This is a genomic window from Nonomuraea solani (genome assembly GCF_900108335.1).
Classification (GTDB): Bacteria; Actinomycetota; Actinomycetes; order Streptosporangiales; family Streptosporangiaceae; genus Nonomuraea; species Nonomuraea solani.
In genome coordinates, this window is sequence record NZ_FNVT01000005.1 from 239,289 (window position 1) to 254,017 (window position 14,729).

The 14,729-nt window shown below is 71.4% G+C and carries 18 protein-coding genes; 8 read left to right on the plus strand and 10 right to left on the minus strand.

Features of this window, described 5'->3' with window-relative positions:
- Positions 1–61: 61 nt before the first annotated feature.
- The 4 genes from C4V41_RS20790 (at position 62) to C4V41_RS20800 (ending at position 3,193) form a co-directional block, all read left to right on the plus strand.
- Positions 62–970 carry a hypothetical protein gene (locus C4V41_RS20790; protein ID WP_103957561.1) on the plus strand — a complete coding sequence of 303 codons (909 nt, stop codon included), beginning with the start codon at positions 62–64 and terminating at the stop codon, positions 968–970.
- Positions 971–1,036: 66 nt separating this feature from the next.
- Positions 1,037–1,480, plus strand: a complete 444-nt coding sequence (locus C4V41_RS20795; protein ID WP_103957562.1) for an ABA4-like family protein — start codon at positions 1,037–1,039, stop codon at positions 1,478–1,480.
- A gap of 128 nt (positions 1,481–1,608) precedes the next feature.
- Positions 1,609–1,770 carry a cytochrome c family protein gene (locus C4V41_RS63050; protein ID WP_170223530.1) on the plus strand — a complete coding sequence of 54 codons (162 nt, stop codon included), beginning with the start codon at positions 1,609–1,611 and terminating at the stop codon, positions 1,768–1,770.
- Between the two features lie 61 nt (positions 1,771–1,831).
- Positions 1,832–3,193, plus strand: coding sequence for a glutamine synthetase family protein (locus C4V41_RS20800; RefSeq protein ID WP_103957563.1), 1,362 nt, complete (start codon positions 1,832–1,834; stop codon positions 3,191–3,193).
- A gap of 141 nt (positions 3,194–3,334) precedes the next feature.
- Here C4V41_RS20800 and hisF read toward each other — a convergent pair whose 3' ends face one another.
- The 9 genes from hisF to hisD form a co-directional block, all read right to left on the minus strand.
- Complete coding sequence (gene hisF, locus C4V41_RS20805) at positions 3,335–4,096, minus strand: imidazole glycerol phosphate synthase subunit HisF (protein ID WP_103957564.1); 762 nt, start codon at positions 4,094–4,096, stop codon at positions 3,335–3,337.
- Complete coding sequence (locus C4V41_RS20810; protein WP_103957565.1) at positions 4,093–4,503, minus strand: Rid family hydrolase; 411 nt, start codon at positions 4,501–4,503, stop codon at positions 4,093–4,095. The genes hisF and C4V41_RS20810 overlap by 4 nt, the downstream gene beginning before the upstream one ends.
- Positions 4,504–4,524: 21 nt before the next feature.
- Positions 4,525–5,247, minus strand: coding sequence for a bifunctional 1-(5-phosphoribosyl)-5-((5-phosphoribosylamino)methylideneamino)imidazole-4-carboxamide isomerase/phosphoribosylanthranilate isomerase PriA (gene priA / locus C4V41_RS20815; protein ID WP_103957566.1), 723 nt, complete (start codon positions 5,245–5,247; stop codon positions 4,525–4,527).
- The gene (locus C4V41_RS20820) at positions 5,248–5,577 is read right to left on the minus strand and encodes a hypothetical protein (RefSeq protein WP_103957567.1); all 330 of its coding nucleotides are present in this window, start codon (positions 5,575–5,577) and stop codon (positions 5,248–5,250) included.
- A gap of 116 nt (positions 5,578–5,693) precedes the next feature.
- Positions 5,694–6,332 carry an imidazole glycerol phosphate synthase subunit HisH gene (gene hisH / locus C4V41_RS20825; RefSeq protein WP_103957928.1) on the minus strand — a complete coding sequence of 213 codons (639 nt, stop codon included), beginning with the start codon at positions 6,330–6,332 and terminating at the stop codon, positions 5,694–5,696.
- Positions 6,326–6,481: a hypothetical protein gene (locus C4V41_RS63055; RefSeq protein ID WP_200824117.1), complete on the minus strand. Its 156-nt coding sequence runs from the start codon at positions 6,479–6,481 to the stop codon at positions 6,326–6,328. The genes hisH and C4V41_RS63055 overlap by 7 nt, the downstream gene beginning before the upstream one ends.
- Positions 6,478–7,071, minus strand: a complete 594-nt coding sequence (hisB, locus tag C4V41_RS20830; RefSeq protein WP_103957568.1) for an imidazoleglycerol-phosphate dehydratase HisB — start codon at positions 7,069–7,071, stop codon at positions 6,478–6,480. The genes C4V41_RS63055 and hisB overlap by 4 nt, the downstream gene beginning before the upstream one ends.
- A complete protein-coding gene (locus C4V41_RS20835) occupies positions 7,068–8,138 on the minus strand; it encodes a histidinol-phosphate transaminase (protein WP_103957569.1) in 1,071 nt (356 codons plus the stop codon). Before C4V41_RS20835 ends, hisB begins: the two co-directional genes overlap by 4 nt.
- Entirely contained in the window at positions 8,135–9,442 is a 1,308-nt protein-coding gene (gene hisD, locus C4V41_RS20840) for a histidinol dehydrogenase (protein WP_103957570.1), read from the minus strand. Before hisD ends, C4V41_RS20835 begins: the two co-directional genes overlap by 4 nt.
- A gap of 315 nt (positions 9,443–9,757) precedes the next feature.
- Between hisD and C4V41_RS20845 the strand changes: the two genes are divergently transcribed.
- The 4 genes from C4V41_RS20845 to C4V41_RS20855 all read left to right on the plus strand — a co-directional run bounded on the left by C4V41_RS20845 (position 9,758) and on the right by C4V41_RS20855 (position 13,576).
- Entirely contained in the window at positions 9,758–10,681 is a 924-nt protein-coding gene (locus tag C4V41_RS20845; RefSeq protein ID WP_103957571.1) for a hypothetical protein, read from the plus strand.
- A gap of 49 nt (positions 10,682–10,730) precedes the next feature.
- On the plus strand, positions 10,731–10,925 hold the full coding sequence (locus C4V41_RS60765; RefSeq protein ID WP_146103723.1) for a hypothetical protein: 195 nt from the start codon (positions 10,731–10,733) through the stop codon (positions 10,923–10,925).
- Between the two features lie 48 nt (positions 10,926–10,973).
- Positions 10,974–11,984 (plus strand): non-homologous end-joining DNA ligase, encoded by a 1,011-nt coding sequence (ligD, locus tag C4V41_RS20850; RefSeq protein ID WP_103957572.1) that lies wholly within the window; start codon positions 10,974–10,976, stop codon positions 11,982–11,984.
- 89 nt (positions 11,985–12,073) lie between these two features.
- Positions 12,074–13,576, plus strand: a complete 1,503-nt coding sequence (locus C4V41_RS20855; protein WP_103957573.1) for a trypsin-like serine peptidase — start codon at positions 12,074–12,076, stop codon at positions 13,574–13,576.
- Here the strand turns inward: C4V41_RS20855 and C4V41_RS20860 are convergent.
- Positions 13,573–14,700, minus strand: coding sequence for an MFS transporter (locus tag C4V41_RS20860; RefSeq protein ID WP_235030272.1), 1,128 nt, complete (start codon positions 14,698–14,700; stop codon positions 13,573–13,575). The genes C4V41_RS20855 and C4V41_RS20860 overlap by 4 nt on opposite strands.
- Positions 14,701–14,729: the final 29 nt, after the last annotated feature.

The window sequence follows — 14,729 nt, forward strand, 5'->3', positions numbered from 1 at the left end:
AGTTTAGCTATAGATAGTGAGAAGTAGCACTATCCACTATCCAATCCGGAGGATCTCCCCCATGCGCACCTGGCACCGTCCCCTCATGCTCTTCGCCGCCCTCATGGCCGCGCTGAGCCCCGTCTTCCTGATCCTCGTCTTCGCGGACCCGCGCACCCTCGACGGCGTCCCCCTCTGGATCAAGCCGATGAAGTTCACGGTCTCCTTCGCCCTCTACTCCTTCACCTGGGCCTGGTTACTCTCGCTCCGCCACCGGGCCGGCCGGCTGAGCTGGTGGATGGGCACCGCCCTGGTCACCGCGGCCACCGCCGAGGTGGCCCTGATCGTCTTCCAGGCCGCCAGGGGCCGCCACAGCCACTTCAACGAGGCCACCCCGCTCGACAGGTGGATCTGGATCGCCATGGGCGTCACGATCGGCGTCCTGATGATCGCCAACCTCGTCGTCGCCGTCGCCGTGCTCGCCGAGCGCCAGGCCGACCGGGTGAGCACCTGGACCGTACGGCTCGGCGTGATCGTCTCCACCCTCGGCCTGTCCACCGGCGGCCTGATGGTGACCGGCGTCCCCGGGCAGACGTGGGCCGAGGACTTCGCCGGGGCCCACAGCGTGGGCGTGGCCGACGGCGGGCCGGGACTGCCTCTGGTCGGCTGGAGCACCACCGGCGGCGACCTGCGCGTGGCCCACTTCATCGGCATGCACGCCCTGCAGTTGCTCCCGCTGCTGGCGCTGCTGCTCGCGGCCCTGTCCGCGCGCGTGGCGCTCCTGCGCTCCGAGGAGGTCAGGACGCGCCTGGTCGTCATCGCCGGGCTGACCTACGGCGGCGTGTTCCTGCTCGTCCTGTGGCAGGCCCTGCGCGGCCAGCCGCTGATCCACCCCGACGCCGCCACCCTGACCGTCCTGGCCGCCCTCGTCGCCGCCGCACTCGGCGCGGCCCTGGTCGCGCTCCGGCCGAGAAGAGAGCCCGCCCCGTGACCGCGTACCAGCCTGAAAGAGAGCCCGCTCCGTGACCGCGTACCGACCGGAAAGAGAGCCCGCCCCGTGACCGCGTTCCTGTTCGACCTGAGCTTCTACGTGGCCGCCCCGTTCTGGGCGCTGATGGTCCTGGCGCCCACCTGGCGGGTCACCCGCCGGGTGATCGGCTCGCCGCTCATCGTGCTGCCCGCGGTGGCGGTGAACCTCGTCCTGCTCGTGCCGCTCCTGCCCGTCTTCTGGCCGATCGTGACCAGGCCCTCACTGGACGGGCTGCGGGAGCTGGTGACACGCCCGGAGGCGCTGGCCGCCCTCTGGGCCCAGATCATCGCCTGGGACCTGTTCCTGGGCCGGTGGATCTACCTCGACAGCCGCGAGCGGAACGTCCATCCGCTGGTCATGGCCCCGGTGCTGGTCTTCACCATCCTGCTGTCGCCGCTCGCGCTGCCGATCTATCTTCTGCTCCGTCTCGCCTACCGGCGAAATGCCCGTGCACGCGGCGCTCACGGTTAAACTCTGGCCCGTACCATGGCTTAGGAAAGAAGCCCCCCGGTTAGGATCATGTACATCTTGCCCGAGATGCCTAGTGATCGCCCAGATCCGGGTATATACGGCTGGGAATGGACTGCAGGAGGCCCCCCATGCAGGTCAAGAAGGTGATCACCTACGTGGCTGTCGCGTTCGTGGTCTTCTACCTGTTCACCCGGCCGGCCCAAGCCGCCGACGCTGTGAATGGTGTGTTCGACGGAATACTTCAGGGAGCCAATCAGTTGGCTACATTCTTCTCGAGAGTTCTGACCTAGCGGAGGGTTCTGTCTGCGCCAGGTGCTTCCCCGCGCTCCCGGATCGTGTTACGCAGGCAGAATGAGAGATCGCCCCAGCGGCACCAAGATCAATCAGCTCGATCCCACCGCGCGGCGCATCCTCGAGCGAGCCGAGCTCGAGGGCATCGAGCTGATCCGTTTTCTGTACGCCGACCACGGAGGCGTGATCCGTGGGAAGGCGGCATCCCGGTCACGGTTGGCCGAACGGCTCAGCACGGGCATCGGGCACACGGTGGCCATGATGGCGATGAACATGCTCGACCAGCTCCAAGACGTCGAGCACCTGGGTCCGGTGGGCGAAGTACGCATCGTCCCCGACCCCGCCACCTACGTCCCGTTGCCCCACGCTCCCGGCGCGGCGGCGATGCTGTCGGACCTGCGGCAGCCGGACGGCACCCCTTGGGGCGCGTGCTCGCGCACGTTCCTCAAGGACGCCATCGCCGACCTCGCCACCGAGGGTTACACGCTGATGGCGGCGTTCGAGCCGGAGTTCACCCTCGGCCGCAGGCTGCCCGATCCGGCGGGCGGCCCCGACCGGCTGGTGCCGCTCGACGACTCGCTGTGCTATGCCGCCACGGGCTTCGACACCGCGCACGACTACACGATCAAGCTCATCCGCGCCCTGGAGACGCAGGGCCTGCGCGTCGAGCACTATCACCCGGAGCTCGGCCCCGGCCAGCAGGAGCTGTCGGTACGCCACGCGCCCGCCCTGCGCGCCGCCGACAACCACATCCTCTACCGCGAGACCGTACGCGGCGTGGCCATGCGCATGCAGATGTGGGCCAGTCTCGCCCCCAAACCCCTGGCCGACCAGGCCGGCAACGGCGCCCACCTGCACCTGTCGCTGTGGGACGACACCCACAACGCCTTCGCCGAGGAGGGCGAGGTCCGCGACGGCTTCATCGGCGGCCTGCTCGCCCACCTGCCCGCCCTGACCGCGCTGACCTGCGGCAGCGTCAACAGCTTCCGCCGCCTGGCACCGCGCACGTGGGCCAGCGCCTATGTCGTGTACGGCCCCGACAACCGCGAGGCCGCCATCCGCGTCTGCTCCCCCCTGGGCGACACCGGCGAGCCGAACCTGGAGCTGAAACCCTCCGACTCCTCGGCCAACCCCTACCTGTCGCTCGGCGCCGTCATCCACGCCGGCCTCGACGGCATCCGCCGCAAACTCGACCCGGGCGCCGCCGTGGAGGTGGACCCGGACACGCGGCCTGGCGAGTACGCCCGCCTGCCCGCCTCACTCGACGAGGCGCTGGACGCGCTGGAGGCCGACGAGGTGCTCATGGAGGCGCTCGGCCCGCTGCGGCGCAGCGCCTATCTGGCCGTCAAGAGGTCCGAGGCGGCCGCGTTCGCCGCCAAGGACGTCTCTTACGAGCTCTTCCACCACCTGCGGGTCTTCTGACGGACCCGCCGTTCCGGCCGGAGAGCGCCGCGCCGCCGCGACGTGGCGCTCTGGCGGAACCACCGTCCGACGAAACAGCCATCGATCGGCCGACAGCCCCTCGACGGGCGGCCGACGGCCCCCCGAACAGCCTGCCTGGGGTCAGCGGACCGGGTGACCCGCCTGCCGCAGCGTGTCCTTCACCTCGCCGATCTTCAGCGTGCCGAAGTGGAACACGCTGGCCGCCAGGACCGCGTCCGCGCCCGCCGCGACCGCGGGCGGGAAGTCCTCCAGCCGTCCCGCCCCGCCACTGGCGATCACCGGCACCCGCACGGCCGCCCTGACCGCGTGCAGCATCTCCAGGTCGTAACCGTCGAGCGTCCCGTCGCCGTCCATCGAGTTGAGCAGGATCTCACCCACGCCCAGCTCCTCACCACGGGCGGCCCACTCCACCGCGTCGATGCCGGTGCCGCGCCGGCCACCGTGGGTGGTCACCTCGAAGCCGCTCTCGGTGCCGGGAGCCCGGCGGGCGTCCACCGACAGCACGACGCACTGCGCGCCGAACCGCCGGGACGCCTCCGTGAGCAGCTCCGGCCTGGCGATCGCGGCCGTGTTGAGCGACACCTTGTCGGCGCCCGCGCGCAGCAGCCGGTTGACGTCGTCGACCGAGCGAACCCCACCGCCGACGGTGAGCGGGATGAACACCTGCTCGGCGGTCCTGCGCACCACGTCGAGCATGGTCTCGCGCTCGCCGGACGACGCCGTGATGTCCAGAAAGGTCAGCTCGTCGGCACCCTCCTGGTCATAGCGCCTGGCCAGCTCGACGGGATCGCCCGCGTCGCGCAGGTTCTCGAAGTTGACGCCCTTCACCACACGCCCGGCGTCCACGTCGAGACAGGGGATCACTCTTACCGCAACGGTCATGCTCGCAGTGCCTCGATTTCGATCTCGACCAGCATTCGCGGATCGACCAGTCCGGCGACCCGCACGCCAGTGCAGGCGGGGCGCACCTTGTAGAAGACGTCGTGGATGGCCCGGCCGACCAGGTCGAAGTGACGGTGTTCCACCACGTAGTAGCGGACCATGACGACATCCTCCTTGGTCAGGCCGCCCATCAGGACGGCCTCCAGCGCGATGTCGATGGCGGTCAGGCTCTGCTTGAAGGCGTCGCCGACGTGGCGTACCTCTCCGTCGACCGTGGCCGTGCAACCGGACACGATCACGCGCTCACCCGCGACGACCGCGCGGGCGTAGCCGTATTTCTCCTCCCAGATGCCGCCCGAAAACACCCTGTAGCCGGTGCTTTCCATACCGATGCTGCTGACGCTCATCTCGCCCCCTCCCGGCAAGAGCTACACGCGTACCGCGGCCAGCGCGTTTTCCAATGTGAACGCGTGAGCGTACAGGGCCCTGCCCACGATGGCGCCCTCCACTCCGTCCGGGACGAGAGAAGCCAGTGCGACCAGGTCACCGAGGCTGGAAACCCCTCCGCTGGCCACGACGGGCCGGTCGGTACGGGCGCAAATCTGCCGGTAGAGGTCCAGATTGGGGCCCTGCAGCATGCCGTCCTTGGTCACGTCGGTGACGACGTAGCGGGGGCAGCCGTCGGACTCCAGCCGGTCGAGGACCTCCCACAGGTCGCCGCCGTCCTTGGTCCAGCCGCGGGCCGACAGCGTGGTGCCGCGCACGTCGAGCCCGACCGCGATCCGGTCGCCGTGCTCGGCGATGATCTTCCGGCACCACTCGGGGTTCTCCAGCGCGGCGGTGCCGATGTTGACCCGGCGGCAGCCGGTCGCCAGCGCGGCGGCCAGGGAGGCGTCGTCGCGGATGCCGCCGGACAGCTCCACGCGCACGTCCAGCTTGCCGACCACCTCGGCGATCAGCTCACGGTTGCTCCCCCGGCCGAACGCGGCGTCGAGGTCGACCAGATGGATCCACTCGGCCCCCGCCTCCTGCCAGGCCAGCGCGGCGGCCAGGGGCGCGCCGAAACCGGTCTCGGTGCCGGCCTCGCCCTGCACCAGGCGTACGGCCTGGCCGTCGGCGACGTCCACGGCGGGCAGCAATACGAGCGACATTCAGGTCCTCCGGTCGAAAGCCAGGGTCACGACAACGGGTGCGAGCAGCAGGGAGAAGACGAGCACGGCGAAGCTGAGCGGGAACGAGCCCCACATCAGCCAGACGAGCACCTGGACCAGCAGGAACGCGAGCGCCACCACGGCGTTCTGGGCGCGGTGGCGGCGGGCGAGCAGGCCGCCCTGGCGGTAGAACCGCACCGGGCGCGGGACCAGTCGGGCCAGGAGGGCGCGGCGGCGCGCCGTGCGGGCCTGCCGCTCCTCGTTGGCCCGGATCGCCCGAGCCCGCTCGGCCTCCCGCTCCGCCCTGCGCCGCGCCCGCTCCTTGCTCATCGGGCGCTCGCCGAACGCTCGCGGGCACTCACCAGGCGCTCGCGGGCGCTCACCGCGTGCTCAGCGGGCGCCCGCCGGGTCATCGCCGGCGTGCTCATGAGGTGCTCATAAGGTGCTCACAGGGTGCCCAGCCAGTTGCGCAGGAGCGCGGCCCCGGCGTCGCCGGACTTCTCCGGGTGGAACTGGGTGGCCATGAGCGGGCCGTTCTCCACCGCGGCCACGAACGGCACGCCGTGCTCGGCCCACGTGACGACCGGCTCGGCGAAGCCGTCACCGGTGCGCAGCTCCCACTCGCGTACGCCATAGGAGTGCACGAAGTAGAAGCGGGTGGCCGCGTCGAGCCCCTCGAACAGCACGCTGCCCTCGGGGGCCTTGACCGTGTTCCAGCCCATGTGGGGCAGCACCGGCGCTTCGAGCCGCTCGACCGTGCCGGGCCATTCGCCGCAGCCCTCGGTCTCGACGCCGTGCTCGACGCCTCGCCCGAACAGGATCTGCATGCCGACGCAGATCCCGAGCACCGGCCGGCCGCCGGACAGGCGGCGGCCGATGATCTGGTCGCCGCGGACGCCCTTGAGCCCCTTCATGCACGCCTCGAACGCGCCCACGCCCGGCACGACCAGCCCGTCGCACTCGAGCGCCGCGTCGAAGTCGGGCGTCACGGTCACCTCGGCGCCGGCCCGCGCCAGCGCCCGCTCCGCCGAACGCAGGTTACCCGACCCGTAGTCGAGCACCACGATGTTCTTCTTCGTCACCACCACAGCACCCCCGCCGTGATCGCCATCGCCGCGCCGAGCGCGCAGATGGCCGCACCGATCTTGAGCCCCTGCTTGAACAGGGAGAACACGCCGCCGATCAGGAACAGCCCGATGAACACCATCACGCCGGCGAGCAGGTTTTCCGTCATAGGACGCCCTTGGTGCTGGGCACGCCGGTGGCGCGCGGATCGAGCTCCGACGCCTCCCGCAGGGCCCTGGCCAGCGCCTTGAACTGGGCCTCCACGATGTGGTGGGCGTTGCGCCCGTAAGGGACGTGCACGTGCAGGCAGATCGCGGCCTGCGCGACGAACGACTCCAGGATGTGGCGGGTCATCGTCGTGTCGTAGACCGGGCCGATCATCGACGCCATGCCCTCGGGCTCGCTGTGCACGAGGTAGGGGCGGCCGGACAGGTCGACGGTGACCTGGGCGAGCGACTCGTCCAGCGGGCACGACGCGCTGCCGAACCGCCTGATGCCCGACTTGTCGCCCAGCGCGTCGCGGAACGCCGCCCCCAGCGCGAGCGCGGTGTCCTCGATCGTGTGGTGCGAGTCGATGTGCAGGTCGCCCTCGGTCTTGACCGTCAGGTCGAACAGCCCGTGCTTGCCGAGCTGGGCCAGCATGTGGTCGAAGAACCCGACGCCGGTGGCCACCTCCACCCGGCCGGTGCCATCGAGGCCGACCTCCACCAGGACCGAGGTCTCCTTCGTAACGCGCTCGATGCGCCCGACGCGACTCACAGCACTCCTTCCAGGGCGGCGCGGAAGGCCGCCATCTCCTCGCCCGTGCCGATCGACACACGCAGCCATTCTGGCGGGCCCACCTCGCGGATGAGCACGCCGCGCTCCAGCATCCCCTCCCACACCTTCCGCCGGTCCGGGAAACGCCCGAACAGCACGAAGTTGGCGTCGGAGTCGGCCACGGACAGGCCCTGGGCGCGCAGCCACGCGACCGTGTCGTCCCGCTCGCGCCGCAGCGCGTCAACCGAGCCGAGCAGCTCGGCGCGGTGCCGCAGCGCCACGCGGGCCGCCGTCTGGGTGAGCGTGGACAGGTGGTACGGGAGCCGCACCAGCAGCAGCGCCTCCACCACGGCCGGGTGCGCGGCCAGGTAGCCCAGCCGGGTGCCGGCCATGGCGAACGCCTTGGACATCGTCCGGGTGACGATCAGCCTCGGGTGCGCGGGCAGCAGCGTCAGCGCCGAGGTCGTGCCCTCGCGGGCGAACTCGGCGTAGGCCTCGTCGACGACGACCATGCCCGGCGCCGCGCCCAGCACCGCCTCGATCGTCTCCAGCGGCTGCGCGGTGCCGGTGGGGTTGTTGGGCGAGGTGAGGAAGACGATGTCGGGCCGGTGCTCCTCGATCGCCGCGACGGCCTTGCCCGGGTCGATGGAGAAGTCGTCCTCGCGGCTCGCCCTGACCCACTCGGTGCTGGTGCCGCTGGTGATGATCGGGTGCATGGAGTAGGACGGCTCGAACCCCATCGCGCTGCGGCCGTGGCCGCCGAACGCCTGCAGGATCTGCTGGAGCACCTCGTTGGAGCCGTTGGCCGCCCACACCTGCTCGGTCGCCAGGCCGTGGCCGAGGTAGGCGGCCAGGTCGGCGCGCAGGGCGACGGCGTCTCTGTCGGGGTAGCGGTTGAGCGCGCCCGCCTGCTCGCCGATCGCCGTGGCCAGGTCGGCCACCAGCGCGGGAGAGGGCGCGTAGGGATTTTCGTTGGTGTTGAGCCGCACCGGGACGTCGATCTGGGGCGCGCCGTACGGCGTCTTGCCCCTCAGGTCGTCGCGGATGGGCAGATCGTCAAGGTTCACTCGGGCACTCGCCAGTCGAATCGGGCGCGGATCGCGGCGCCGTGTGCGGGCAGGTCTTCGGCGTCGGCCAGGACCGACACATGGGCCGCCGCGCCCGCGAGCGCCTCACGGGTGTAGTCGACGACGTGGATGCCGCGCAGGAACGACTGCACCGACAGGCCGCTGGAGTGGCAGGCGCAGCCGCCGGTGGGCAGCACGTGGTTGGACCCGGCGAGGTAGTCGCCGAGCGAGACCGGCGCGTAGGTGCCCACGAAGATCGCCCCGGCGTTGCGGACCCGCGCGGCCACGGCGGCCGCGTCGGCGGTGTGGATCTCCAGGTGCTCGGCGCCGTAGGCGTCGACGACCTTGAGGCCGTCGTCGATGGAGCTCACCAGCACGATGCCCGACTGCCTGCCGCGCAGCGCCTCGGAGATGCGCTCGGAGTGCCGGGTCGCCGACACCTGGCCGGGCAGCTCCTTCTCGACCGCGTCGGCCAGCTCGGCGCTGGTGGTGACCAGCACGGCGGCGGCGATCGTGTCGTGCTCGGCCTGGCTGATCAGGTCGGCGGCGACGTGGACCGGGTCGGCCGTCTCGTCGGCCAGGATGGCGATCTCGGTCGGGCCGGCCTCGGAGTCGATGCCGATGCGCCCCTTGAGCAGCCGCTTGGCCGCCGCCACCCAGATGTTGCCGGGGCCGGTCACCATCGTGGCCGGCGGGCACTCCTCGGTGCCGTAGGCGAACATGGCCACCGCCTGCGCCCCGCCTGCCGAGTAGACCTCGTCGACGCCGAGCAGCGCGCACGCGGCCATGATCGTGGGGTGCGGCAGCCCGCCGAACTCCTTCTGCGCCGGGCTGGTGACCGCCAGCGAGGGCACGCCGGCCTCCTGGGCCGGGACGACGTTCATCACCACGCTGGAGGGATAGACCGCGCGGCCGCCGGGGACGTAGAGGCCCACCCGGTCGACCGGCACCCACCGCTCGGTCACGGTGCCGCCGGGCACGACCTCGGTGGTGACGTCGGTGCGCCGCTGGTCGCGGTGGACCAGCCTGGCCCGCCTGATCGACTCCTCCAGCGCCGCCCTGACCCTGGGGTCGAGCTCGGCGAGCGCCCTGGCCAGTTCTTCGGCGTGCACCCTCGTGGAGGCGATCTCGACGTCGTCGAACCTGGCGGTGAGCTCCCGTACGGCCACCGCCCCGCGATGGCGCACGTCCTCGCAGATGGGCCGCACCTTCTCCAGGGCGGCCTCGACGTCGAGTTCGGCGCGGGGCAGCACGTCGCGCAGGTCCTCCGGCAGAGAACCGCGCATGTCGATACGGGAAATCACCCTGACAGTCTACGGAGTCCAGACTCCGAATCAGGTTCTGTCCAGTATGCGGACCGTCATGATCCGGATGGCCTGACGGCCGCGGGGCGGCGCTCGCCGACGCTGCGCCCCGCGGCCATCACTACCCCGGACCGGGCCTGCCGGGGCGGCGCCGTGGCCATCACGGGGGTAAGGCCACGGCCGGGGAAAGCTCCAGCGGTTCCACCTGCCCTCGACGAACATCGCCTAACGCGCCACGCCGCAAAAAACTTTGAGTAATTCAAATGTAACGTTACGTAGTTTTTACCTGGGGCACGTCTCGTAGAGGGGCGTCACATGAACCACACCGGCATCCGCTCCGAGCCGCACGGGAGCGCACTGGACTGCTCCTCACTCCGGCACACCGCGGCCCTCCACATGACCGAACACCCGGAATGTGAGGCCGTGGCGGGTGTCCCCCTCATCCGGCCCGGCACCGGCCCCCTCGTTCCGCGCCATGTCGCCGCGGCGGGCGCACCCAGAGGAGCGAACTGGAAGACGGTCTCCGGGGTCGAGCCGTGCGAGGAGCGGTGGGCCGAGGTGAAGCGGGTCTGCGACGGCTGCTTCAACGACGGGGAGCGCGGGCGCGGCGTCCAGGTCATCGACCACCGGGCCGCGTACGGCACCGCCAGACTCGTCTTCGACCACTTCGAGGAGCTGATCGGCCGCCACTCCGGCCGGCTGGCGTTCGGCGGATGCCTGGTCACGCGCCATCCCTGGCGGGCCTCCACCGCGACGGTCGCGGGCGGCCACCTGTTGCGCTACAGCGCCGCCCACGAGCTGCGCGAGGCCGTCGCCGTCGGCGGCGGCTGGGCGGCCGGCGGCACGCTCGACATCGCCGTCCCCGGGCACGCCCACTTCACCGGCGGCTACACCCGCGGCGTGGGGGACGTCGCGGCCTGGCCCGGCTTCGAGATCGTCCACTCCACCCTGACCGTCGAACCGGGCCGGCGGGGCAGGATCGACGTGCACGCCGCCGGCGGCGTCTACTCCGGGCTCCTCTATCTCGCGATGACCGGCTTTCCCCGGCACGACGAGCACGGCGCCCGCTGCTTCGACCTGGGCGGCCACCACGTCTGGACGACCTGCGGCTACCTGTGCTTTCCGCTCAAGGACGCGTTCGTCAAGTCACCCGGCTCCCCCGCGGCCCTCCTGCGCCTGCGCAGGACCTGGGCCGACGGCGATCCGGAACCGGCTCCGTCCTTCCCTGAGGGGATGTGAGAACTTCCGCATTACGTGTCCATTATGTCCAGTCACATACTCTTGCGGGATGGGACATTGGCGCGGGCCTGGCGGCATTCTGGTGGAGGCGATCATCCTCGATGATCGTCCGCTGCTGCGCGTCTCCCACCGCGTCAACGGCAGGACCTATCTGCGCGGCTACTGCACCACCGTCGGCGAGCTGGGCGAACACGGGGTGGATCTAGCCGAACTGGTAGAAGACTCGCCTCTTGACCATCTGTAGACCCCGGACCACCACTGTCGATCAGCCGGACGGGGTACGGCATGCACCATGGTGCGGCTGCCGGCCTACGCGCCGATGCTCGCCCAGCTCGGCACCCTGACCTCCGTCCAGGGCCCCGACTGGGCCGTCGAGATGAAATGGGACGGCGTGCGCGCCCTCGCCTACCTCGAGGACGGCGCCGTCCGGCTGATGTCGCGCAACGCCAAGGACATCACCATCGCCTACCCCGAGCTCCAGCTCATGGCCGGCGCCGCCGGCGGGCACGCGGCGGTGATCGACGGGGAGGTGGTGGCGTTCGACGAGACCGGACGGCCCAGCTTCGAGGCACTGCAGCCCCGGATGCACCAGCGCAACCCCGCCGTGGTGGCCGAACTGGTGCGTACGGTGCCGGTGACGTTCATGGCGTTCGACATCCTGCACCTCGACGACGTCAGTGTCGTGTCGCGGCCGTACACCGAGCGCAGGGAACTGCTGGAGAGCACACTGCGGCCCGGGTACCGGTGGGAGGTGCCCGTGTGGTTCGCCGACCACGCCGAGCGGGCCTTCGGCTCCTCCCGTGAGCTCGGGCTCGAAGGGGTCGTGTGCAAGCGGATGAGCTCGCCGTACCGGCCGGGCCGGCGCGGCGGCGAATGGACCAAGGTCAAGAACGTCAGAGCCGTCGAGGTGGTGATCGGCGGATGGAAGCCCGGGAGCGGGCGGCGCTCGGGGACGATCGGGTCGCTGCTCATCGGCGCGTACGACCCGCACGGGCGGCTTCGGTACGTCGGCCACGTCGGCACCGGCTTCACCCAGGCCATGCTGGCCGAGTTGCAAGACCTGCTGACACCGCTCGCCCGGCCCGGCCCGGCGTTCGACGAACAGGTGCCGCGCGAACACGCCCGCGACGCGCACTGGGTGGACCCGGTGGTGGTCGGCGAGGTGCAGTACGCCGAGGTGACCGGCGACGGACGGCTGCGCCACCCCTCATGGCGGGGGCTGCGGCCCGACCGCGAGCCGTCGGAGGCGAGCACGGCCGAGATCCTGCCGCACGAGGGAACGGGCGACGCCGCGGCGGGCTGATCGCGACACGCTGATCTTATAGACTACGCTTCGCCCCCTTATGGTGACTTACAGTGATCGAGACGTTATCGAGCGGCTCGGGGGACACTGTGCGGAAAACTCTCGTCACCACGCTGACCACGCTGGCCGGCGTCACACTCGCCCTGCCGGCCACCGCCGACCAGCCACCCGCCAAGGCCGACCCGGCCAAGGTGTCCGCTCCGGGGGCCGCCACCTGGGGCGCCGAATCGTCACCCCTGATGCGGCCCGGGCGCGCCGCGCGCTACTGGACCACCGGCAAACAGGCCAAGGCCAAGGCCGCCGACCTGCCCCAGAGCCTTCCCAGACCCGCCACCCCCGTGGAGCCCGGCACGGAAGCGAAGGCCGGGGCCGGGAACTCCGCGCGGAGCAGTGTGCCGGCCACCAAACGGATCACGCCCGGCGGGGACACCAACGGGTACGCCCCCGTCCGCCGCCCGTACACCGCCAACCCCCACAGCCGCATCAGCGGCCGGCTGTTCTTCGTCAACGCGGCCGGCAACGGCGACTCCTGCAGCGCCTCCGTCGTCCGCTCGGCGTCCAAGCTGCTCGTCGTCACCGCCGCCCACTGCGTGTACGGCGTCCCCGACGGCGCGTCGACCGGCCAATGGCACACCAGCTTCGCGTTCGTCCCCGCCTACGACGGCCGGGGGGCCGGGGTGCGGCAGCGCGAGCCGTACGGCCGATGGGGCGGACGGCAGGCGTGGAAGCCCGACGGCTACACCGGCCTCAGCGGCGGCGACTGGAACTCGATCTACGACATCGCCCTCATCGAGGTCGGCGGCCGCAAACGCGCCCTCCAGGACGCCGTCGGCGCCTTCACCCCGATGCTCAACCAGGGCGGCAGGCACACCATCGCCACCACCGGCTACCCGGGCCTGCTCGGCAGGAAGCCGTACGACGGCAGGGACCAGCTCTGGTGCGCCGGCAAGACGCGGCAGGCGAGCGGGGCCACCGACGACGCCACCATGCTCGCCGCCCGCACCACCGGCAAGACGCCGGACACGGGGCGGATGGAGACGTACAACTGCCACCTGTTCAAAGGCCACAGCGGCGGCCCGTGGATCCTCAGGGGCACCGGCGACCTGGTCGGCGTGCTGTCGGCGGGCAAGGAGGACGGCGAGTCCGACGGCAACTCCGTCGCCAACGCCCTCAACCTCGAAGGCTACGGCGCCATCGTCAAGCGGGCCGACCCGCGCGGCGTGTACGACGCGCTGTCGGTCAGGCTGTCGGGCCCGTCACGGACGGTCCGGCGCGGCGGCACCACCACCGTCACGGCCACCGTCACCATGCGCGGCCTGATGGCCGCCGCCCAGGTCCCCGTCACGCTCGACCTCCCGGCGGGCGCCGGCCTGACCGCCGTCCGTGGCGCCTCCTGCGACCGCTCCGCGCGGCGGGCGGCCTGCACGATCGACGCCGTCCACCCCGGCCGCCCGGTCAGGATCACCGCACAGGTGAACGTGGCCAGGGACGCGGGGCATACCCTGCCGATCACCGCCCGCGTCACCTCGACCCGCCTCGACCCGGCCCAGCGCGACAACACCAGCGTCCTGCGCCTGCACACCCACCGCTAACGGGTCCCGGGCGCCGGCGCCGGTTCCCTCAGGGTGCGGGCCAGCAGCCAGGCCAGGACCGGGAACACGATCAGGCAGGCCAGCGCCGTCCTGAGCGAGGCGGCCTCCGCCACCGCGCCCACCAGCGGGCTCGCCAGTCCCCCCACGCTCACCGCCAGCCCCAGCGTCACCCCGCCGGCCGTGCCCACCCTGGTCGGCAGCAGGTCCTGGCCGAGCGTCACATGCAGGGAGAACGGGGCGTACAGGGCGATCGACGACGCCGCCACGAACACGTACGCGAGCGGGCCGGGCGCCAGCACCACACCGGCGACCGCCGGGACGGCCAGCGCGTACGACAGCCGCATCGTCCGCACCCGCCCCCACCGCGAAGCCAGCCTGCCGCCCGCCACGGTCCCCACCGCACCGCCCGCGAACAGCACGAACAACGCCACCGCGCCCGCCGCCCCGCCCCCCATGTACAGGGCGACGAAGGCGCTGAGACCGACGTACACCACCGAACGGAAGACGATCACCAGCGTCAGCCTCGCGAACGCCGGCCAGTCGTCCCGTCCCGCCACCGGCTCGGCCGCCCGCGCCCCCGACTCACCCCCGGCCAGCGCCCTGATCGCCGGCAGCGTCACCACCGCGCCCACCAGCGCCGGCAGCACCAGGAACGGCGAGGCCCCCAGTCCTCCCGCCGACAGCAGCGGCGTCACCAGCACCGGCGCCGACGCGAACCCCAGCGTCCCGCCCAGCGAGAACCAGCTCATCCGGACGTGACTGCCCTCGCTCGCGATCCTGGCCAGCCGCGCCGACTCGGGATGGTAGGCGGCCACCCCCAGCCCTGACAGGGCCACCGCCAGCCAGGTCAGCACATAGGAGTCGGTCACGCCGCCGATCGCCACCCCCGACCCGGCCAGGACCATGCTCAACGGGATCAGCCACGGCATCCGCCATTTGTCGGTCAGCACCCCGAAGAGCGGCTGCACGATCGACGACAACAAGGTGGCGGCCAGCACGATGCCGGAGACGGCGACGTACCCGTAGCCGCGCCCGGCCACCAGGAAGGGCACCATGGCGGGGACCACGCCCTGGTAGAAGTCCACGGTGGCATGGCCGGCGGCGAGCATCGGAACTCTGTTCACGCCTCGATCCTCACCCGATGGCCTGCTGG